Here is a 21170-nt window from a genome sequence, read left to right on the forward strand (position 1 = left end):
CTATCGGTATGTGATCAATAGCCTTGTTTTAGTAGGTGTTTTTATAGTATTTTCATCTAATGAAACATTAGGGGTGGTCAAAATGATGATCGATTTTCATACAAAGAATCGCTTTTCTTACTCTTCTAGAAATGTGGATATGAATTGGATTCAGTTTATGCAAAACTTAATGACCTTTACTGGAAAAAAGATTGTAGATATCGGTTGTGGAGAAGGAATTTATAGTAAAGCTTTTATCGAACTGGGAGCCGAAAAAGTAGTAGGTGTGGACTTTTCGAAGGAGATGATAGCTGCAGCTAAAACTCAAAATGGAGATTCCAAAATTACATATTTTTTAAGAGATGCTTCAGCTACGGGATTAAACGATTCATGCTATGATGTTGTCTTCTCGAGAGCCGTAATTCACCATTTAGAAGATATGACTCCTTTTCTTAGAGAATCTTCTCGAATATTAGAGACTCGAGGAACGATTATTATTCAAGATCGGACTCCTGAAGACTGTCTCCTTGATGCAAGTGCAGAACATTTATTTGGTTATTTATTCGAAATATTCCCTCGTTTGAGGGAATTAGAAATCAAACGGAGACCTAATCGGGATCAAGTAGTTAAAAGTTTGCAGGAACAAGGGTTTCATTTAGTTCGAATTTTTCCACTATGGGAGGTGAGAAAGAGATATTCAAACTTCCAAGAGTTATCAATAGATATTTTCAGTCGATCAGGACATTCGATTTTGCATGCGTTGACTGATCAAGATTTAGAAGACTTTGTCCATTATTTGAAAGGAAAAGTATTACTTCATGATCCTATTATCGAAAAGGATCGCTGGACAATTTGGGTAGGGTATAAGGGGGATCTCCCAAGATCCTAGCTTAACCTAGTCTCATCTTATTAAAAATACAAAATTACCGTACCAAAAGTCATGATTAAATGGAATAAGGAAGCTTTGATATTGGGACACTTTTAGAGACTGTTTCATGCAGATAAATTCGTTTTGAAGTGAGATATTTTAAATCGTTCTAAAAACACTCGTTTTCGGTACTATTAATGGATACTACATTGGATATATATGTTAATTATAGAGGAGCGATTGTGAAGAAATGTAACAGGGCAAGTTAGTTGAACAATAAAGATAAAAAGCATTCAATATTGAATGCTTTTTATCTTTATCATAATTTGGGATTTTACTAGAGTGTGTTAATATGTGGTCTAATACTTTTTTAGTAAATGGGCATAAAGTAATTTAAGTATTAGCCCCCCTAAACAAACGGTTAATGGGGCCATTTAAAATCATTGTCATTATCAAAAATACGAGGTAATTGAATGTTTTCAAAAAAATATATTTCACTTTACTCAAGTTCTTTATCATTATTTTCTTGTTGCATTTGCAACAAAAATGGTATACATTAAATTTAACTTAACTTTAGTGCATTTACAATAAAAATTTGCAATAAGGAGTTAATTTTGAAGGAAATTCTTCGTGGAACTGGAATGATAGCAAGGGCTTTAAATTCTATTATCACAAAAGGGAAGTATTTATACCTTGTGCTATATAAAGGAGTGACATATTTAAATGACTATAAATATAAAAAAGTGTACCCTTAAAGATTTACGAAAACTTCAAGAAATTAGTTATGAAACATTTAATGAGACATTTAAGCATCAGAATTCACCTGAAAATATGAATGCCTATTTGGAAAGGGCATTTAACCTAAAACAATTAGAAAAAGAATTATCCAATGTTTCTTCGCAATTCTTTTTTGTTTATTTGAATAATGAAGTCGCTGGATATTTAAAGGTCAATATTAATGATGCTCAGTCTGAAGAAATGGGTGATGAATCACTTGAAATCGAGAGAATCTATATAAAGAAAAAATTTCAAAAACATGGGCTTGGCAAGTATCTGCTAAATAAAGCTATGGAAATTGCGATGGAACGTAATAAAAAGAAAATCTGGCTAGGCGTATGGGAAAAAAATGAAAATGCGATTGCTTTTTATAAAAAAATGGGGTTTGTTCAAACTGGAGCCCACTCTTTTTATATGGGTGATGAAGAACAAATGGACTATATAATGACCAAAACGCTCAGATAATTTTTTTTGAAAGGTGGATTATTATGTATATTCCAAAGTATTTTAAGGTCACAGATGTTGATGAAATTTGGGATTTTGTTCAAAAAAACTCTTTTGGCACGATTGTCACAACAGAACAAGGAAAACCAATTGCCACTCATTTGCCTTTGGGGTTAAATAAAAAAGGTGATGATTACTATATTACTGGGCATATAGCTTATGGAAATCCTCAGTGGAGAACATTTGAAACCTGTGAAGATGTGCTTGTTATGTTTCAGGGACCGAACGCTTACATTTCTTCTTCTTGGTATGGGCATGAAGAAGTTCCAACATGGAATTATCAAGCCGTCCATGTATATGGTAAAGCAAGCATTTTAGAGAAAGATGAATTAATAGAAGAATTAACAATAATGCTGGAAAAGTATGAAGAAAATCGTGAAAATCCTGTTTTATGGGATAAACTTTCTCCTCATCTCTTAGAAAGTGAACTGAAAGGTATAGTTGGATTTAAAATTAAGGTGAGAGAAATTCAGGCTGCATATAAATTAAGTCAGAATCGAAATGAAACGGATTATATTAATATCATTGATAAATTACAAAATGAAGGAAATATAAATTCGAAACAAATGGCAGAAACGATGGAAAAGAGATTAAAAAATCACAAATAAGCTCTCTGTTATTCAACCCTCAGATACAAATTAAAGAATGAAAAAAAATCGAATCCTTTACGGGAATGATTTCGCTGGTGATAGCATGAGTTTATATGGTTTAATTTAAAAAACAAGTTTGTTATACAAACTAATTATGAGACAAGCTTTTTATATCCCATCCATTCCCTATTTGACCACTCCACACAGCTGAAGGCGCAGGATCGCAATCTGTACAACGATTGTCTTTCATCCCACTACCCTACCGTGCGCTTTCAGCGAACAATGACTGTAAAACCTTCTGACATAATCGATCAAAAATGAATGGTATATCCAATAGATACAAAATAGTGCTTATTTAATCTAAAATAGGTTGAATAATTTAGCTCAAAGCTTAAAATCCTCAAGAAAGATGAAATTATAATCAAGGAAGGAATGATGATCGAAGAATAAATAACGAATAATTATAATGTTTTTATTAAACGTACTCTATTTTTATTTGGATGAAAATATATTGACAGCTGGTAATAAAGTGCTATAATTCCAGTTAGAACAGTTAATTGATAATGAATATCATTATTGTTTTTTAGATGCTGCTTAAATAATGATCCTCTATATAATAGAAGCGGAAGGAAGGGTTATGAAAAAAAGATATCTATTTACTGCACTTATTATCTTATCATTTGCTTCTATTTTTATTGGTGTTAAGGATATTACACCTTTAGATCTATTAGCATTAAATAATGATCAAACGCAAATTTTATTAACTAGTAGGATTCCTCGGCTCATTAGTATTATTATTGCAGGTTTTAGTATCAGTATATGTGGCCTAATTATGCAGCAGTTAAGTAGAAACAAGTTTGTATCACCAACTACAGCTGGAACAATGGATTCTGCTAGGTTAGGAGTTTTATTCTCCATCATGATTTTTTCATCAGCAACTCCTTTGCAAAAGATGATGATTGCATTTATTTGCGCATTGCTTGGAACATTTATCTTTATGAATATTCTCGAGAAAATCAAATTTAAAGATACAATCTTTATACCACTGGTAGGATTGATGTTCGGGAACATAATCAGTTCGATAGCCACTTTTTTTGCATATAAGTATGATTTGATTCAAAATATGTCCTCTTGGTTACAAGGTGACTTTTCCATGATTATGAAAGGCCGATATGAGCTGATGTACATAAGCATTCCAGCAGTGATCATCGCTTATCTATTTGCCAGTAAATTTACGATTGCTGGCATGGGAGAGGAATTTTCAAAGAGCTTAGGGCTTAATTACAAACAAGTGGTTAATATTGGGCTGGTCATTGTTGCTCTAGTAACATCATCAGTCGTACTTACAGTAGGAATGATCCCTTTCTTAGGTCTGATTATCCCTAATATTGTCAGTATTTATCAAGGAGATCATCTTAAAAAGAACCTTCCTCATACCGCATTATTAGGAGCAGTATTTGTATTAGCTTGTGATATCCTAGGGCGCCTGATCATTTATCCGTATGAGCTTTCCATCAGTCTTACAGTTGGAGTTATCGGAAGTGGTATCTTTGTTTATTTACTTATGAGGAGAAAGTCTTATGGGTTATAAAGCCAAGACAAGTGTTCTTGCAATGATTGCAATAATTGTCAGTGCGATCTTTCTATTTATTCATCTCGGTCATAATTGGGATTATGCTCTTCCAAAAAGGAGTATGAAGCTACTTGCCATCCTCCTAACAGGAACTTCTATCGCATTATCGACCATTGTGTTCCAAACGATTACGAATAACCGAATATTAACTCCAAGTATATTGGGTTTAGATTCGTTGTATATGTTTATACAAACTTTTGTTATTTTTATTTTTGGCTCAGCGACTATATCGATCACAAATAGCAATATAAATTTTGGGATTTCAGTCGGTTTAATGATCCTGTTTTCTGGTGTGTTATATCGTGTACTTTTTAAAAGAGAAGAACAAAATATTTATTTTCTACTTTTAATCGGACTGATTTTTGGAACTTTATTCCAAAGTTTATCTTCTTTCATGCAAGTATTGATTGATCCAAACGAATTTCAGATCGTACAAGATAAGATGTTTGCTAGTTTTAATAATATAAAAACCGACCTGCTTGTTATAGCAAGTATTTCTATCATCTTTGTTTTGATTTATTTTGCAAGGTTTGCTAAATACTTGGATGTATTATCACTAGGAAGAGATCAAGCGATCAATTTAGGAGTCGATTATGATTATGTGGTAAAAAGGTTATTAATCATTGTCTCAATCCTTATTTCTATATCGACTGCTTTAGTTGGTCCAATCACTTTCTTAGGTCTACTTGTTGCGAATGTTGCCTATGAGTTTTTTAAGACATATCAGCATAAGTATTTGATTTTCGGCTCTATTTTGATTAGCATCGTGGCATTAGTCGGAGGACAGTTGATTGTTGAAAGAGTGTTTACCTTCTCTACGACACTGAGTGTAATTATCAATTTCATCGGTGGAATTTACTTTATCTATCTACTATTAAGGGAGAATAAATCATGGTAGATGTGAGAAATGTATCTAAGAAATATGGACAGCGCAATGTAGTTGAAGATGTTTCGATCCAGATAGTCAAGGGTAAGATCACCTCTTTTATTGGCGCGAATGGGGCTGGTAAGAGTACTTTGTTATCTATGATTAGCCGCCTAATTGCCAAAGATACAGGGGATATTCTGATAGATGGCAAGGAAATCTCTCAGTATAAAAGTAATGATCTAGCAAAGAAAATATCGATTCTAAAACAAACCAATCATATCAACCTTCGCTTAACGATTAGAGAATTAGTTTCTTTTGGACGTTTTCCTTATTCTCAGGGAAGACTTTCCGAAGAGGATTGGAAACATGTTGATGAGGCGATTCGATATATGGCATTAGAGGATATTCAATATAAATATCTTGATCAATTAAGTGGTGGTCAAAGACAAAGAGCTTATATCGCTATGGTGATTGCCCAAGATACGGAATATATTCTCTTAGATGAGCCGTTGAATAATCTAGATATGAAACATTCGGTTCAGATTATGAAAATATTGAGAAGGTTAGTAGACGAGCTAGGTAAAACGATTATTATCGTCATCCATGATATTAATTTTGCCTCTCGCTATTCTGATTATATCGTTGCCCTTAAGGATGGTAAGGTAGTCAGAAAAGGTATGACAGATGAAATTATCGAGCAGCAAGCTTTAAAAGAAATCTTTGATATGGAGATTGCAATAAAAAATATCGATGATTGCCCAATTTGTGACTATTTCTCTTAAATTAATTACCTAGATGTTTTTCGTACTACTTTTTATTCATAATATAAAAATTGATTAGAGGTGGAAAAAGATGAAGAAGGCACTTATGCTATTTATCGTTGCTGTTTTATCAGTTTTTGCTGTTGCATGTGGATCAACGGGTTCCAGTCAAAGTTCATCAGCAGAAACAAAGAAAGGTGAAGAAATTACCATTAAGCACAAGCTAGGAGAAACAAAAGTAAAGAAAAATCCTCAAAAGGTAGTCGTATTTGATTTTGGTGCATTGGATTCTCTCGATAAACTGGGTGTCAATGTTACAGGAGTACCACAACAAGGAATTCCTTCTTATCTTTCAAAGTATAAAAGCTCAAAGTATACCAATGTAGGTGGGTTAAAAGAACCTGACTTTGAAAAAATTAATGAAATTGGTGCTGATTTAATTATTATCTCTGGTAGACAAGCTGAGCAGTATAAAGAGTTTTCTAAAATTGCTCCAACCATTCATCTCGCAGTAGATACAGCAAATTATATGGATTCTTTTAAAGAAAATATGAAAACATTAGGAAAGATTTTTGATAAAGAAGCTGTTGTAGACCAAGAGCTTGCAAAAATTGAAGAAAGCATTAAGAATCTAAAACTAAAAGCGACTGCAAGTAAAAAGAACGCCTTAATTATTTTAGCAAATGACAATAAAGTTAGTGCTTATGGAGCTAATTCTAGATTTGGAATTATTCATGATGTATTTGGTTTAACACCTGTTGATAAGAATATTAAAGTATCTACACATGGACAAAGCATTTCTTTCGAATATATTGCAGAGAAAAATCCAGACTATCTCTATGTCATTGACCGAGGTACTGTTGTAAAAGGAAACAAACTGCAATCTTCAGCAAAACAAGTTGTAGAAAATGAATTAGTTAAGAACACCAAAGCATATAAAGAGAAACATATCGTATATCTCGATGCAAACTATTGGTACCTTTCCGGTGGAGGACTAGTTTCCGTCGCCGAGATGGCAAAAGAAATCGAAAAAAGTATTCAGTAGAAATACTTGATTGTGATTAAAAGGATACCATCGTTGAATTTCCAACGGCGGTATCTTTTTTTCTGCTAGTTCGATAAATAACGCTTTATATCTTTGCGAGCGGGAAACCTCTAGCAAGGCGAACCATGATCGAGACATCAACGCTGCTAAAAACATTTTGTAAGAAGGTATGAGAGTAATTGCCATGGGACTCATGATCTAAGCTTGGTACACGAAGAGATTACCCAAGAATCCCCTGCGTTTACGCATGGGGGGGTAAGATAGCAGCAGTAGGTTTTGGATGGGAAAAAATCTTTCAACTCTTTTTTTTCGCCCAATTAATAGGGTTCATTGGAGAGAGTGTAGTATCAGGTTTATCCGGTTAAGTCAAAATTCTCTTTCTATTAAACAAAAGGTTTCATACAGGGGATTTTGGTGGTTTATCATGTCTTAAAAATTGAATACAAACAGGCTCAGAAACGTGTAAAGAGTCCCGAGGTTCGGATAATTTGCCTGTTTCTTGATCGATTTCAAAGGAGATAATCGAATCGGAACTTTGATTAGCCACCACTAAAAAGCGTCCATCTGGTGACAAGGAAAAATTGCGAGGGTTATTCCCTCTGGTTGATACCTTATCCACAAAAGTTAAATGACCATTTTCTTGATTAATTTGATATATGAAAATACTGTTATCCCCCCGAATGGATCCATACAAAAATCTTCCTGAAGGCAGAATGTGTATATCTGCACCAGTGTTCTTAGGATTAATTGGTTGAGGTAAGGTAGGGATATTTTGTAACTGTGTAAGTGAGCCATCATTTGTATAGGAATATACGGTAATTGTACAATCTAGTTCATTGATAAGATAGGCGTAAGGATTGAGCGGATGAAATACAAGGTGCCGAGGACCTGCACCTGGTTGAAGTTGGATGTCTTTTATATTGTTTAGTTTATTGTCTTTAGTTAATTGGTAGATTTTAATTCTATCTAAACCCAGATCCGGAACATAAGCAAATTGCATAGAGGGATCGATAATAATCGAATGAGGGTGTGCGTTTGATTGTCTGTCCACGCGAATACTACTTCCTTCATGTTGTACCAGATCGGTGATCTCACCAATCTCTCCATTTGCTCGGATGGGAAAACTACAAATATTCCCCCCAGAATAATTAACTGCAAACAACTGCCTCTTTTGACTATTCAAACTTACATAACATGGATGTGCGCCGAGAGTAAGCTGTTCATTTAGATAAGTAAGTTCCCCTGTTTTTGGATGAATTCGATAAGAAACTACTTTGCCACTCTGTCTACCATCTACTTCCTTCGTTTCACTAACTGCATAAAGAATTTTTTGATCCTGATCAATCGTTAAGAAAGAAGGATGCTCTATATCATTGATACGATCGATGAGTTTCATCGTTCCTGTACTAGGATTAAATGAACATTGATAGATTCCAGTGGTATTTTTATTCGTATATGATCCGATGTACATAAAGATGGATTCTTTTACTTGCTGATTCATGTTATCGTCCCTCTTCTCTCTATAATGTTAAATCCAGATCTCGAATTTAGAAGATAATATAAATAATATTCTATCAGATATCAAACCATTTCATATAGAAATATAATAAAATAAATTTTGTAAAATGATTTTGATTTTATAACTAAGAAAAGAATTTAAACGCCCTCAATTTATAATTGGAGGAAAATTATGTCTGAAACAAAGAAGAAACTGGTTGTGATTACAGGCGTAACGAAGGGACTTGGGCGAGCAATGATCGATCGATTTGCAGAATATGGTTGGGTAATTGCCGGCTGCGGGCGATCGGTCAGTCAAATTGAAGAAATACGCTCACAATTTAAGCAGGAACATGACTTTCAATCTGTTGATATTTCTGACTTTGAAGCGGTTGCTAAGTGGGGAAAGGAGATTCTTAAGGATTATGGGGCACCCGATTTGCTTATTAATAATGCCTCAATTGTCAATAAAAACGCCCCACTTTGGGAGATTTCTGCCGAAGAGTTTACCCGTGTAATGAATATAAATGTGAATGGTGTACAGAATGTAATCCAAACTTTTGTTCCAGCAATGATTAAGAAGAAACAAGGGGTTATTATCAATATCAGCTCAAGTTGGGGACGATCCGGCGAGGCAGATCTTGCTCCTTATTGTGCTTCTAAGTTTGCGATCGAAGGGTTAACACAGTCAATGGCTATGGAGTTACCACAAGGGATTGTAGTCGTTGCATTAGATCCAGGTGGAAGTATTGATACACCAATGCTTCATGCATGCGCTCCAAAATATGTGAATACATCACCCTCTCCAGACGCTTGGTCGCGTGTAGCAGTCCCTTATATATGAAGTATAGATTCAAACGATAATGGAAAGTCCTTAACTTGTCCCGTCGTAGTTAGTAAATAAGGTTATTAAAACCAGACTAGGATTAAGATAGAATTGAAAATTATGCACTTTACATATATACCCTTTGTTACATGGGCATAAAGGTAATTTTAGGCTAAATATGTCATGAATCTGGGGCAGGTGGCTTTTTAGTTTATTTAAGATTTGTTATAGCATGAACAGGAGGAATACAGAGTGAGAAAATTCTCTCTAGGATTATTAAAACAAGCAGATTTTCGCAATTTTTGGCTTGGTCACACTATTTCTATGTTTGGTGTACAAATAACATTGGTGGCTTTGCCGTTAGTTGCTGCCATTAATCTTGGTGCGACTCCGCTTCAAATGGGAATCTTACAAGCGGTTGAATTTTTACCTTATATTATCATTAGTTTGTTTGCTGGAGTATGGGTGGACAGAAAGCCCAAACGTCCTATTTTAATTATTACTGATATCCTTAGGGCGCTTCTATTATTAGGTATCCCATTGGGTATATATTTGGATTTGCTGTCGATGCCGCTGCTTTTCCTAATAGCTGGATTAGTCGGAATTAATACCGTTTTCTTCGACATTAGCCATACTTCATATCTTCCGTTTATGGTTCGGCGTGAGGACTTGGTAGAAGGAAATAGTAAGTTAGAATTTAGTAGCTCCAGTGCTACGACAGTAGGACAAAGTATTGGAGGAGCTTTGATTCAGATATTCTCAGCCCCTTTTGCAATCTTTTTTAATGTAGGAACTTATTTGCTCTCAGCTATCTTTTTAAGTTTAATCAAAACAAAAGAGCTACCCATTGAAAAACGTCCAGAAGAACAAAATGTGTGGGCTGAAATTCGTGAAGGAACCTCATTTGTTTTTGGTAATCAAGTGATTCGGACCCTGTTAATGGCAACAATGATTTTTAATTTATTTACCTATGTGATTGAGCCTATTTTCATATTGTATATTACACGAACGTTGAAACTAGAGCCGATCTATATCGGATTTATTTTCTCGATGTCAGGAGTTGGGGCGCTTTTAGGAGCGATGATTGCTAGCTCTTTTGCCAAAAAACTGGGAATCGGAAGAGCTCTTGTCGCATCTTTACTGATAGCAGGGGTTGTCTCTTTTTTAATCCCATTTGCTACGTTTTTACCATTGTTACCTGCCGTGATCCTGATTATGACCATGTATATGATCGATGCTGCGATGGTTATTGTGTTCAATATTATTCAACGGAGTCTGCGAACTTCCATAACACCCGATTATTTACAAGGAAGGATGAATGCATCTATTCGCCTATTTGTGATGGGAGTGGTTCCAGTAGGCTCCTTGCTCGGCGGGTGGTTGGGCGGCATGATTGGTACTACTTCTACCTTAATTGTGGGTGCAATAGGTATTATGTGTTCATCGGTCTTTATTCTTCTCTCTACTGTTCGTACATTAAGACAACCTGAAGAAATAGTGCCTAAGGTAGAAGAATAGAAGGGGAATATGTCATCAGTAAAAATTATTGGAATAGTGTAGATTGGTAGAATAAGTGGAACTTGTCGAGGTATAGTATATGGATGGAAGAAAATCTAACTTTATTTCTACTAAACTATATATCTATAAAGCTGCCTAACAAAAAAACTAGTAAAAAAAAATAGAGAGCTTATTAGTGGTAGATCGCCGCAAAAAAATAATATAGAAATATCTTCAGGCAGTGTAATCAAGGATTAAGGTGATATTTAAACTTTAAAGAAATTTATAGAAATCTGATAATATAGAAGATAAGACCTTCCCGTCGAGTTTGGAAGGTCTTATCCAAACTCGATGGGTATATAGGATTGGATTAGTTCCAACTCATTCGTTCTCTAAGCGTTGTGATATGAGCAAGATGATGCTTTCCATGCCATGCATATAAACCTACACACTGATCTAAGCAAATTTCGTTAGAATCAGGGTGGTAAAAAGTTTTTTGAAAATCGTTAGAGGATAAGGATTGTAATAACGTTACCCATCTTTGGTGTAAGTGGTCAAGTAAGCCAAGTGATAACTCTACAGGACTGTATTTGGCATCAAGAAGTTCAGCCCATCTTTGTTCTTCATAAGGTTTTATTGTAGGCGTTTCTTCAGTTAAGGCAAGTCGGAAACGGGTATAGGCATTGATATGGCTATCAGCAACATGGTGAACCACTTGACGGACTGTCCAACCGTCTGGACGATACACGGTATCTAATTGTGCTTCATCTAATCCCTGAATAGCTTGTTTTAATTGTAATGGTAAATTCTTAATATCTTCAATCCAGCTTTCTAACTTTTCAGGAGAAACCTTTTCTTTGAGGGAGAACTGTCCTATCGGATATTTTAAATGATTCATTAAGTTAACCTCATTTCTTATGTAGTAATGAAGATATGTATATTTCTGATCATCGTATCCTAAAAAGGAGAATAAATAAAGTTACAAAAAAATAAAAATTTGACTAAATAAAAGCAATAATATATAATAAAGTTCTAATTCATCAGATAAGAGCATAAATTATACCTTCCCACACTGAACACTATTTTAAAAAGTCGACAAACTGAGGGCGAAAGATAGAATGAGATCAATAGTAGTTGATCTTAATAGGCTGATGGTTTGAGGCCTTTTGAAATAGCTGATTGAAGAATGTAGATAAACGATTTTCAATATTTAGTGACAGCTTCGAATCGTGAGCAAACAGCTTTTGTATAGCTGGAAGCTACTGATAAGTTATCCACGACTCGACTCCGGCTAATCTAAAAGATGAAAATGGTTTTCTGTCTCTTCTATATTCGGTCAGGGTGCGGTTACCATCATGTAAACACATTTTTTCTTAAAAATAGGAAAAGTGTCCTTTGCTTATGCTTTTTTCTGAAAGATAAGGGGAAAATGGAATATGGCAAACACTATTCAAGTAAAGTTCAAAGATGGATCAATACGGTTATTTTCTGCTGGAGTAACATGTAAGGATCTCGCTTTTACGATTTCAAAAAGCTTAGGAAAAAAAGCAGTCGCAGTAAAAGTGAATGGGCAATCTTTTGATCTCTCGTATGTTCTGGAAAGTGATGCAGAGGTTGAAATCTTAACTCTTGAAGACTCGATGGGAATCGAAGTGATGCGATTAACAACAGCACATGTAATGGCGCAAGCGATTAAAAGACTCTACCCAGAAGTGAAACTAGCGATTGGTCCTGTTATTCCGGGTGGGTTTTATTATGATTTTGCAGATCGAACATTTAATTTGGAAGACTTATCGAAGATTGAAGCAGAAATGAAGCGTATTATCCAAGAAAATCTACCGATCGAACGTCGAGTAGTATCTCGAGAGGAGGCATTAGCTTATTTTCAAGAGAAAGATGAGCGTTTCAAAGTAGAAATGATCCAAGACACCCCGATCGGTGAAGAAATTACCTTATATCAACAAGGTGAGTATACAGATCTCTGTCGTGGACCACATCTTCCTTCCACAGGACTAGTAAAAGCCTTTAAGTTAATGTCCATAGCTGGATCATATTGGCGTGGAGACGCAAATCGTGAGATGCTAACTCGGATTTATGGAGTCGCATTTCGTACGCATCAAGAGCTAAATAATCATTTGCGTGAAATAGAAGAAGCGAAACAAAGAGATCATCGGAAAGTGGGAAAAGAACAAGAGATTTTTATGTTATGCAAAGAAGTAGGGCAAGGTCTTCCGATTTGGCTTCCAAAGGGTGCGAAGATACGCCGACTTATCGAGAGTTATATGATCGATTTAGAAGAAAAAATGGGATATGAGCATGTATACTCCCCCCATCTAGCAAACATCAATTTATATAAAATCGCTGATTACTTACAGCAATATTCGGATGAGTTGTATCCATCTCTGAAGTTGGATAAGCAAGAGGAGCTTATTTTACGTCCGATCAATTGTCCACATCATATGATGGTATTTAAATCAAAGGTTCGGAGTTATCGTGATTTACCTGTAAGGATTGCCGAATTGGGAATGATGCATCGTAATGAAATACCAGAAACACTTACAGGACTAGAGCGAGTTCGAGTCATGACAATGAATGATGCTCATATTTTCTGCCGTCAGGATCAAATCAAAGAAGAGTTTAAACAGGTGGTACGATTGATCAAACAGGTATATGACGATTTTGGGATTATCAACTATTTCTATCGACTATCCTATCCTAACCTCCATGGTCAGGACGATACAAAATGGGAACTTTCCCAGCAACAACTAAAAGAAACCCTTGATGAACTAGGTCTTGATTATGTAGAAGAAATAAATGATGCAGCCCCTTATGGTGGACCTAAATTAGATGTACAAGTGAAGACAGCTTCAGGAAAAACAGAAACTTTATCAACGATTCAGCTCGACTTCCAACTTCCTGAGCACTTTGAACTCAACTATATTAATGAGACTAGCCAAAAGGAGTGCCCTATGGTCATTCATCATAGTATCTTGGGAACGTTGGAACGTTTTATCGCTTTCCTTATTGAACAATATCAAGGGGCTTTTCCGATTTGGCTAGCACCCATTCAAGTAAGGGTGGTTACCGTGGGGCAAGATTATGAAGACTATGCACAAGAAGTAGCAAAGAAACTCCAGCATTCAGGGATTCGAGTCGAACTGGATGCGAATGCAGAAACCTTAAATTATAAAATTCGCCGTGCACAAATCGATAGAATTCCATATACGCTGGTGATTGGTGAGCGGGAACTTGGGATGCAGGTTGTACGACCTCGTCACTATGGAAGAGGGGATCTAGGAGTCATGTCGCTAGATATTTTCCTAGCTCGAGTACAAGAAGAGGTATACCACAAAGAATTGTTGATCTAAGGATAATAAATGAAAGAGAGCCCCGTCGATCTGCGAAAGGCTCTCTTTTTATGCTATTAAAGGACAAAATAATTAAATGATTGCCACATCGAGTATGATTCAATCATTTAAAAGAAAAAGAAAAGCTAATTCTCCCTAAATAAAAAAGGGAAATTAGCTTTTTTAGTACTCAGAAATTTCAAATGATAGAAAATCAAAACCTTCACCCGAAGATCGTTTATTGAAAAGAGCATGGTGGTATGTAGAAACGGTTAAAAGACTCTTTTGTCTCTGCTTGAATGAATATACATAGCGCGCCCTGCACCAAGGCCGAAAAAAATCATCAATACACAAACACATATGGTTATAGTTAATGGTATAACCCAAGAGTGTGTAAAATCGTGTATATATCCACACAAGAATGGCCCCATAGCAGCTAGGAGATAGCCGATCGATTGTGCCATACCTGATAACTGTTCGGCTTGTTGCGCATTTTTTGCGCGAAGTCCAATCAGGGTGTAGGAGAGACTAATACAAGCTCCTTGACTTAGTCCGATTATGATCACACATAAAATGAACCATGAAAGTGAATGATTAAATAGTAGTCCAGCTAAGCCTAAAACATAAAGAGTACTAATGATTATGACCCATAATTGTTGATTAGACCGTCTTTCTGCAAGAATGGGAATGAGAAAGTTCGATGGAACACCCATTAATCCCATTAAAGAGACTAACCACCCTGCAGTAGATATATCTAGTCCATAATCATGAAGAATTTCTGGGAGCCAAGTGATGGTAACATAGAAAGCGAATGATTGGAAACCCATAAAAAAAGAGACTTGCCAAGCAAGCAAAGAACGCCATACTCCCGTCGAATTTGTTTTTCTTTTAGCTGTGCTTCTTTTTATACGTTTAGAAATTTGAGGTAGCCATGCCAATATAGCAATGATAGCTAATATAGCCCAGAAAGCGAGTGCACCTTTCCATCCAAAAGGCAATACTTGTGCAAGTGGAATACTCAAACCTGAGCCAATAGATGCAAAAATCCCCATCGATGTGGAGTAAGTGGCTGTCATTAATCCCACTTGGTTTGGAAATCTTTGCTTAATGATTCCAGGTAGTAAGACATTACATATAGCAATCGCCATTCCTACGATCGCTGTACCTAGAAATAATGTAGTTACTGAAGGGACTGAACGTACTAAAATACCTGTAGTTAGTATAATTAAGCCTATAAATAATAACCATTCACTACCATATCGATTACTAATTTTTGGGGCTAGTGGTGAAAAAATCGCAAATGAAAGAAGGGGAAGAGTGGTAATTAAACCAGCTATTCCATGAGATAAGTTCATTTCTTCTTGAATGAATCCCAATAAAGGACCGACAGAAGTTAGAGAAGGTCTTAAATTGGCTGCAATCAATAGAATTCCTAGTATAAGAAGGATAGATGAAGTGCTTAGAAATGAGTTCATTTTGTCTTTGGTCTTAATCATGGATTAGTGATACCACCTTTGATCTGGAGGTTTTCGTGTAAGTGAAGTAAATCCGCTAAAGTGTATTTATGATAATCAAAAATGATAATTAATTTTTAGTATATCATCATGTGTATTTTGAACCATTTAATATGATTAGTATCCATTAGAGAGAAGATAATTAAAGTCGAATTTTATTATTACAGTATGTTGCAGAATTCAATTGAAAATCTAGATCATACCTAGAGGAAGTTGTGAATCGACTTTTGAGCCCAACCTTTAGCAGAAGTGGTGAGGAAGCGATGAGTGGCTGATTGATGCAACAACCTCTATTGAAAAACGGACGAATAATCAATTATAGAAAAAGGATGGTTATCGTGAATAAAGCTGTGTTTCTTGATAGAGATGGAGTTATCAATGAAGTTCAGACGAAACGAGTCAAATTCGTCAATCATCCGTCTGATTTATATATCATAAATGGTGTCCCAGAAGCCATTGCTAAAATTCGTGAACTCGGATATATGACATTTATTGTCACCAACCAAGGAGGTGTTGGTCTTGGGTATATATCTGAGAAAATGCTCGATAAAATTCATAAAAGATTGAAAAGGGAATTACTAAAGTTAAATGCTAGTGCTGTGATCAATGATATTGCTGTTTGTATTCATAGACCCAATGAAGGTTGCAACTGTCGTAAGCCGAATTCGGGTATGATTCTAAATTTGGCCGAGAAATTTGCCATTAACTTATCTGAATCATACATGATTGGTGATATGGAAACAGATGTCATGGCAGGAAAGAAAGTAGGATGTAAAACAGTTTTCATCGGTGAAACGAACAATACACAAGCAGATTATATATGCCCTGACTTACGAACATTTGCTAGGTTATTATAAGAATAAGGGATAGATATAACCCAAAATTCCAAACAACCTTTAATCTTTTAAGACTAAGGGTTGTTTGGAATTTTGGGTTATATCATAGGGTTAAAAGGGTTTAATCAGTCTATAGAGAGGTTTCTTAGAGAACTTACTATGGAGATGCTCTTGTCCTTCTCAGGAATAGTCGAGCATTACACCAAAACGATTCGCTCTCGTTCTAGAAGTAAGCTAAATTTTGAACCGTGTATTTTTTTGATTTGATTTCCCAATTAATGGTGATTTATAGATTTTTATAGGTAAATGAATATATAATATAATTTATTCTCTATATGAAAAAATCTTATAAGAATAGAGTAGGGTTCGGTGATAGAAACCTTAATAAGCAGAAAGAGAGGATAGACGTGAAAGGATTGACAAAAAAAGAACTCATCTTGGTAAGTATGATGTTATTTTCCATGTTTTTTGGTGCTGGAAATCTTATTTTCCCTCCATTTTTAGGACTTCAAGCAGGGGAGAATGTTTGGATTTCAATCATTGGACTCTTAATTTCAGCAGTGTGTCTTCCGATCTTAGGGGTTGTAGCGATTGCCCAATTAGGAAGCTTTACGGCGCTTGCTAGTCGAGTTCATCGAAGTTTTGCGCTGATTTTTCCATTAATTATTTATATTTCTATCGGACCAGCACTGGCGATTCCTCGAGCTAGTAGTCTGGCTTTTGAATCAGGGATGCAGCCTTTCTTACCTAAAGAAATAGCAATGAACCCTATGGTCTTATTTGTTTATACTCTTGTATTTTTTAGTATAGTGACATGGTTATGTATGTCGCCTTCAAAGCTAGTGGATCGAATGGGGAAATTATTGACCCCAACTCTTTTGATAATTATAGGTATGATTTTTATAAGTAGTTTTGTGACTCCGATGGATACATTTGCTAAACCAGAAGGACTATATCAAACGCAACCTGTGTTTAAAGGATTTTTAGAAGGGTATCTAACCATGGATTGTTTAGCAGCCTTAGTTTATGGAATTGTTGTGGCGAATGCTATCCGTGCTAAAGGAATTAATGATCGACAGGTATTATCCCGATCGATTATTAATGCAGGTGTAGGTACGGGTGTTTTACTTTCATCCATTTATATGATTTTAGCCTATTTGGGGGCAGCTAGTTCTTCGATAGATAAAGCGGAAAATGGAGCACAAGTCCTTGCCTATATCATGAATCACTTATTTGGTTCCTATGGAATTATGATTCTAGGAGTCGTTTTTACCATTGCTTGTTTATGTGTATCGATTGGTCTTATCACTTCTTGTAGCCAGTATTTTTTTACTATTTTCAAGAAAATTTCATATCGAGCATGGGTAGTCATTCTTAGTATTCTTAGCATGGCGATTGCGAATTTAGGACTAACCCAAATTATTAAAATATCTGGGCCTATTCTGGGATTAATATATCCAGTAGCGATCGTTTTAATTTTCCTTGGACTATTAGATCGCTGGTTTAAAGGATCACAAGTCGTTTATTTGACGACTATTACGATGGTAGCTTTATACAGTATCTTAGAAATGATCAATCAAACTTTGCTATCCAAACAGTGGGAATCTATTTTTATTAAGCTACCTCTTTATACCGAAGGGATTGGATGGGTTCTACCTTCAATCGCTGCTTTTTTGATTGGTTTGGTCATCAGCAAATTTAAGAAAAATCAACAACAGAGTCATATTTCATTGAAAGAAAGTGCATAAAGCTTGGGGCAAAGGGGATTGGAATGCTACCAATCCCTTTTGTTGTGGACTCATCATTTTTTAGTGAATTGAAACCAGTAGTAGCTTTTCTTTATCTTTTGGGTAAAACTAACCATTTCTCTTCTAGTTGCACCAAACACCCCGAAACAGACTCTATATCTTGGTCTGTCTTAGCTTGCTGACGGAGGTCTATGACTCTTTTCGTATATGCTTCGTGTGATTGTTTATCTTTCCACAGGCTTAATACCAAATACCGGTTTGGGATTTTGATGGTTTCTCCGATTACTCCAGCAATCATCCCTTTTGTTTGACCCATAGCGGGATTCCAAATTGTTTTTTGTGCTTGTAAAAAGGAATTGATTCGTTTAGGTTTAACCATGCAATCAGCCATACGTAAATATGAATGAGATAGTGCTTGATAGAAGAATTCCTTTTCACCTGGGATGGATAGGACCAGTTTGGATAAGTCTACTGAAATGCTTTGATAGGTTTGAGATTGGTCGCTCGTAAGAAAAAGAGTATCATGGATGCTTGACATGAAAGATTCATAGGCTGAGAGGCTTTGCCAAATCGAAAAAATACAAGCTTTAGTTGGTTGATAGATATTCCAGCCACCCCATTGCCCATAAAAACCCTCTGCATCAGAAAGTGAACTCCAAATCATTTGTGCTTCAGTAAAAGCTGTTTTTTTTTCTTCTGGAACTTGGCAAACTATCCATTTAATAATCATGAAGGTATCACCTACACATTGATTTGCTATAATTTCTACTTTAAAGTCGTAACCATTTTCTTAATCTAAAAGTGCTGTCTTAATACCAGCGAATATACGCATACAATGAGATCCCCAATTTGGTATACATAAGGTAGTCAAGTATCTCAAGGGATATACCTCACGAATGTTAAGGCGGGAGTTTTCACATTTAAAATCACGGATTCTTTGTTTTATTCGAATGATAAGTAAATGAATTGAAAGTGGATTCCAAAGAAGATGTGAAAAAGTATAGGATGATTTGCTACAGTGGGGCCAAAGTTTAATACTAACTCTCGTCGTAAACATGGATCAATCGGATCGAGCTCTCGGTGGTGTTTAATGATATTTTTGATCTCCCATTTTTTGCTTAAAACAAGATGAACTCGTGTAAAAGGAACCCAAATACTCTGTTTTTTTGTTTTTAATATGAGAAAGTCTTGACCGACATCTGTCAAACATCCCATTACGGATTCTTGTTTTTTCTGTCTTTTACATGAAAGGATGATTTGCATCGTTACACCGAGTAATGATCTCAATTGAAGCCGAAAAACAGGGAAGTCTTTGGGATGGATATGATGATGAAGTGTTGTTAGTAGCTGGTTTACTGTTTGAATACTGCTTTTTAATTTTGCAAGTTTTAAGGGAGAGAAAAGACTAGTTGGTGAAGAATAGCGTTGAGTTGGAATTTTATCTGGACAAGGAAATGGAGAGCAAAAGTGATCGTCAGGTATGGATGCCGGTAGCTCTTCTGGACAATGGAAGCCTGAATAACAGGGATAGTCATGGCAGGAATATTCATCGCTTTTTGAATTATAGTATCCATTGTCATTAGCGTGTAAACTCAATCATCATCACCTTCTTCTATATTGGATTGTTTTAGAAGTGGAGCAAGATGATCATGTTTTTCTCCAAGGACTCGAATAATCCCCCACAAACCTAATTCAACATCCCAGCGTATATTACCTGATCGATATAAATAGTCACCTGGAACTTGTAATAAATCCAACATATGCCCGTAGTATAGGTGTTGCTGGGTCACCAAAGACCCAAGAGTCATGGTGCACTTCTTCACCTTCACAATTAGGGCAGACGACTCCCTCACGAATAAGCCTTATTCGGTTTCGCATGGGTTCAGATCGGTAGTTGACCGAATGAGTTTCCTCTGGATGTAATGTATCAGGATTGATCGGCTTTTGTCCACTTAAATCATTAATTTCCATTTCATCATGAAAAAACCAAGCAAATTCACGGAATGAAGGGAGAAGCGGGTGATGGACGTCGGCAAAAACACCACTATTGATGGGAAGTCCTGTAATTGGATCTGTCCACCATGATCCTTTGGGTTCGACAATGACTGCACCAAACAAGCCATGACCATTACTTCCCTGTTCACTAGATAAGGGATTGCCTAAATCGGAAAAAACATGAGCTCCCTCACGGACTGCCTGCCAAGTATAAATCTGTTTTTTACTTGGTGGACAAGGGGGGGCTGTAGAATTTGCATTAAAGCCGACAAAGGTTCCATCTGAGGTTTGTACATTATATTCGGCACGTTGAATGTGTATGGATGTATGAAAGGGAAGTTGATTTTCGAATAGTATTTCGATTTCATCTCCTATATTGGCCCTTAAGGTTAATGGTTGGACAAGATCTACAGGAGTATATGGATGGGCTGCAACTTGTTTCCTCACTTTTGCTTCATTTTCTTTGAGTACATACATCATTCCATTGGGATCATGATCACCAAAATGATTAATCACAATACGAATAGGAATTGCTACAATATGAAAACGTCTTCGCATCAGTCCTTCCTCCGTTTTTTCTTTTCAGTGGTTTCTTGAATGGATGGGATATGAAACTTACCATCCTCAATAAAGAATACTTCAATTTGGTTGATGTGTAATCGTAATGTTTTCTGTTCAAGTTCAGATATGTGTGTGGTTTCAACATGAATCTTAAGATAATCACCTATCACCATTTTGATTTCACCAATGACCATAAAGGGAAACTGCGGGATGATTAGAATTGTTCGCCTTCCTATATTTTTTGCAAACTCATGACATAGCGCAGCATATCGCAAATCATTGATTTCGTATTCTCCTAAGTTAGCCTTTGTTTCTGACAAATTG

Annotated in this window: 19 protein-coding genes and 3 pseudogenes; 14 read left to right on the plus strand and 8 right to left on the minus strand. The window is 35.8% G+C overall.

Features of this window, described 5'->3' with window-relative positions:
- The first annotated feature begins 85 nt into the window (after positions 1–85).
- The 8 genes and pseudogenes from DL897_RS10155 (at position 86) to DL897_RS10185 (ending at position 7025) form a co-directional block, all read left to right on the plus strand.
- A complete protein-coding gene (locus tag DL897_RS10155) occupies positions 86–868 on the plus strand; it encodes a class I SAM-dependent methyltransferase (RefSeq protein WP_206186512.1) in 783 nt (260 codons plus the stop codon).
- A gap of 593 nt (positions 869–1461) precedes the next feature.
- Positions 1462–1545, plus strand: a pseudogene (locus DL897_RS19050) (MarR family transcriptional regulator); the annotation flags it as partial.
- A 25-nt stretch (positions 1546–1570) separates the two neighbouring features.
- Positions 1571–2089, plus strand: a complete 519-nt coding sequence (gene paiA / locus DL897_RS10160; RefSeq protein WP_113659046.1) for a spermidine/spermine N(1)-acetyltransferase — start codon at positions 1571–1573, stop codon at positions 2087–2089.
- 23 nt (positions 2090–2112) lie between these two features.
- Complete coding sequence (locus DL897_RS10165) at positions 2113–2736, plus strand: FMN-binding negative transcriptional regulator (protein ID WP_113659047.1); 624 nt, start codon at positions 2113–2115, stop codon at positions 2734–2736.
- A 619-nt stretch (positions 2737–3355) separates the two neighbouring features.
- Positions 3356–4309, plus strand: coding sequence for an ABC transporter permease (locus tag DL897_RS10170; protein ID WP_113659048.1), 954 nt, complete (start codon positions 3356–3358; stop codon positions 4307–4309).
- Complete coding sequence (locus DL897_RS10175) at positions 4299–5249, plus strand: iron chelate uptake ABC transporter family permease subunit (protein ID WP_113659049.1); 951 nt, start codon at positions 4299–4301, stop codon at positions 5247–5249. The genes DL897_RS10170 and DL897_RS10175 overlap by 11 nt, the downstream gene beginning before the upstream one ends.
- Positions 5243–6001, plus strand: coding sequence for an iron ABC transporter ATP-binding protein (locus DL897_RS10180; RefSeq protein WP_113659050.1), 759 nt, complete (start codon positions 5243–5245; stop codon positions 5999–6001). The genes DL897_RS10175 and DL897_RS10180 overlap by 7 nt, the downstream gene beginning before the upstream one ends.
- A 70-nt stretch (positions 6002–6071) precedes the next feature.
- Positions 6072–7025, plus strand: a complete 954-nt coding sequence (locus DL897_RS10185) for a siderophore ABC transporter substrate-binding protein (protein WP_113659051.1) — start codon at positions 6072–6074, stop codon at positions 7023–7025.
- 397 nt (positions 7026–7422) lie between these two features.
- On the opposite strand, the gene DL897_RS10190 is transcribed toward DL897_RS10185, so the two are convergent.
- Positions 7423–8526 carry a lactonase family protein gene (locus tag DL897_RS10190; protein WP_113659052.1) on the minus strand — a complete coding sequence of 368 codons (1104 nt, stop codon included), beginning with the start codon at positions 8524–8526 and terminating at the stop codon, positions 7423–7425.
- A gap of 189 nt (positions 8527–8715) precedes the next feature.
- Between DL897_RS10190 and DL897_RS10195 the strand changes: the two genes are divergently transcribed.
- Both DL897_RS10195 and DL897_RS10200 read left to right on the plus strand, forming a co-directional pair.
- Positions 8716–9366, plus strand: coding sequence for an SDR family oxidoreductase (locus DL897_RS10195; RefSeq protein ID WP_113659053.1), 651 nt, complete (start codon positions 8716–8718; stop codon positions 9364–9366).
- A 234-nt stretch (positions 9367–9600) separates the two neighbouring features.
- Positions 9601–10866: an MFS transporter gene (locus DL897_RS10200; protein WP_113659054.1), complete on the plus strand. Its 1266-nt coding sequence runs from the start codon at positions 9601–9603 to the stop codon at positions 10864–10866.
- Between the two features lie 349 nt (positions 10867–11215).
- Here DL897_RS10200 and DL897_RS10205 read toward each other — a convergent pair whose 3' ends face one another.
- A complete protein-coding gene (locus DL897_RS10205) occupies positions 11216–11743 on the minus strand; it encodes a YfiT family bacillithiol transferase (RefSeq protein ID WP_113659055.1) in 528 nt (175 codons plus the stop codon).
- 538 nt (positions 11744–12281) lie between these two features.
- On the opposite strand from DL897_RS10205, the gene thrS reads away from it, so the two are divergent.
- Positions 12282–14213 carry a threonine--tRNA ligase gene (thrS, locus tag DL897_RS10210; protein WP_113659056.1) on the plus strand — a complete coding sequence of 644 codons (1932 nt, stop codon included), beginning with the start codon at positions 12282–12284 and terminating at the stop codon, positions 14211–14213.
- Positions 14214–14464: 251 nt separating this feature from the next.
- Here thrS and DL897_RS10215 read toward each other — a convergent pair whose 3' ends face one another.
- Positions 14465–15688 carry a CynX/NimT family MFS transporter gene (locus DL897_RS10215; protein ID WP_240627369.1) on the minus strand — a complete coding sequence of 408 codons (1224 nt, stop codon included), beginning with the start codon at positions 15686–15688 and terminating at the stop codon, positions 14465–14467.
- A 347-nt stretch (positions 15689–16035) separates the two neighbouring features.
- Between DL897_RS10215 and DL897_RS10220 the strand changes: the two genes are divergently transcribed.
- The gene (locus DL897_RS10220; RefSeq protein WP_338067091.1) at positions 16036–16563 is read left to right on the plus strand and encodes a D-glycero-alpha-D-manno-heptose-1,7-bisphosphate 7-phosphatase; all 528 of its coding nucleotides are present in this window, start codon (positions 16036–16038) and stop codon (positions 16561–16563) included.
- Positions 16564–16949: 386 nt separating this feature from the next.
- Complete coding sequence (brnQ, locus tag DL897_RS10225) at positions 16950–18290, plus strand: branched-chain amino acid transport system II carrier protein (RefSeq protein ID WP_113659058.1); 1341 nt, start codon at positions 16950–16952, stop codon at positions 18288–18290.
- A 91-nt stretch (positions 18291–18381) separates the two neighbouring features.
- Here brnQ and DL897_RS10230 read toward each other — a convergent pair whose 3' ends face one another.
- Positions 18382–19020, minus strand: coding sequence for a YdbC family protein (locus DL897_RS10230; RefSeq protein WP_113659059.1), 639 nt, complete (start codon positions 19018–19020; stop codon positions 18382–18384).
- A gap of 109 nt (positions 19021–19129) precedes the next feature.
- On the opposite strand from DL897_RS10230, the pseudogene DL897_RS10235 reads away from it, so the two are divergent.
- Positions 19130–19225 (plus strand): annotated as a pseudogene (locus DL897_RS10235) (transposase); the annotation flags it as partial.
- Between the two features lie 7 nt (positions 19226–19232).
- On the opposite strand, the gene DL897_RS10240 reads toward DL897_RS10235, so the two are convergent.
- From DL897_RS10240 to DL897_RS10250, 4 genes and pseudogenes are all read right to left on the minus strand, one after another.
- Positions 19233–19886, minus strand: a complete 654-nt coding sequence (locus DL897_RS10240) for a hypothetical protein (RefSeq protein ID WP_113659060.1) — start codon at positions 19884–19886, stop codon at positions 19233–19235.
- Positions 19883–20047, minus strand: coding sequence for a hypothetical protein (locus tag DL897_RS18255; RefSeq protein WP_168188756.1), 165 nt, complete (start codon positions 20045–20047; stop codon positions 19883–19885). The genes DL897_RS10240 and DL897_RS18255 overlap by 4 nt, the downstream gene beginning before the upstream one ends.
- Positions 20043–20843: pseudogene (locus DL897_RS10245) on the minus strand (multicopper oxidase domain-containing protein); the annotation flags it as partial. The pseudogene DL897_RS10245 and the gene DL897_RS18255, both read right to left, overlap by 5 nt.
- Positions 20843–21166 carry a hypothetical protein gene (locus DL897_RS10250; protein WP_206186513.1) on the minus strand — a complete coding sequence of 108 codons (324 nt, stop codon included), beginning with the start codon at positions 21164–21166 and terminating at the stop codon, positions 20843–20845. The pseudogene DL897_RS10245 and the gene DL897_RS10250, both read right to left, overlap by 1 nt.
- Positions 21167–21170: the final 4 nt, after the last annotated feature.

Origin of the sequence: Thermoflavimicrobium daqui (assembly GCF_003313465.1) — a bacterium.
GTDB lineage: Bacteria > Bacillota > Bacilli > Thermoactinomycetales > Thermoactinomycetaceae > Thermoflavimicrobium > Thermoflavimicrobium daqui.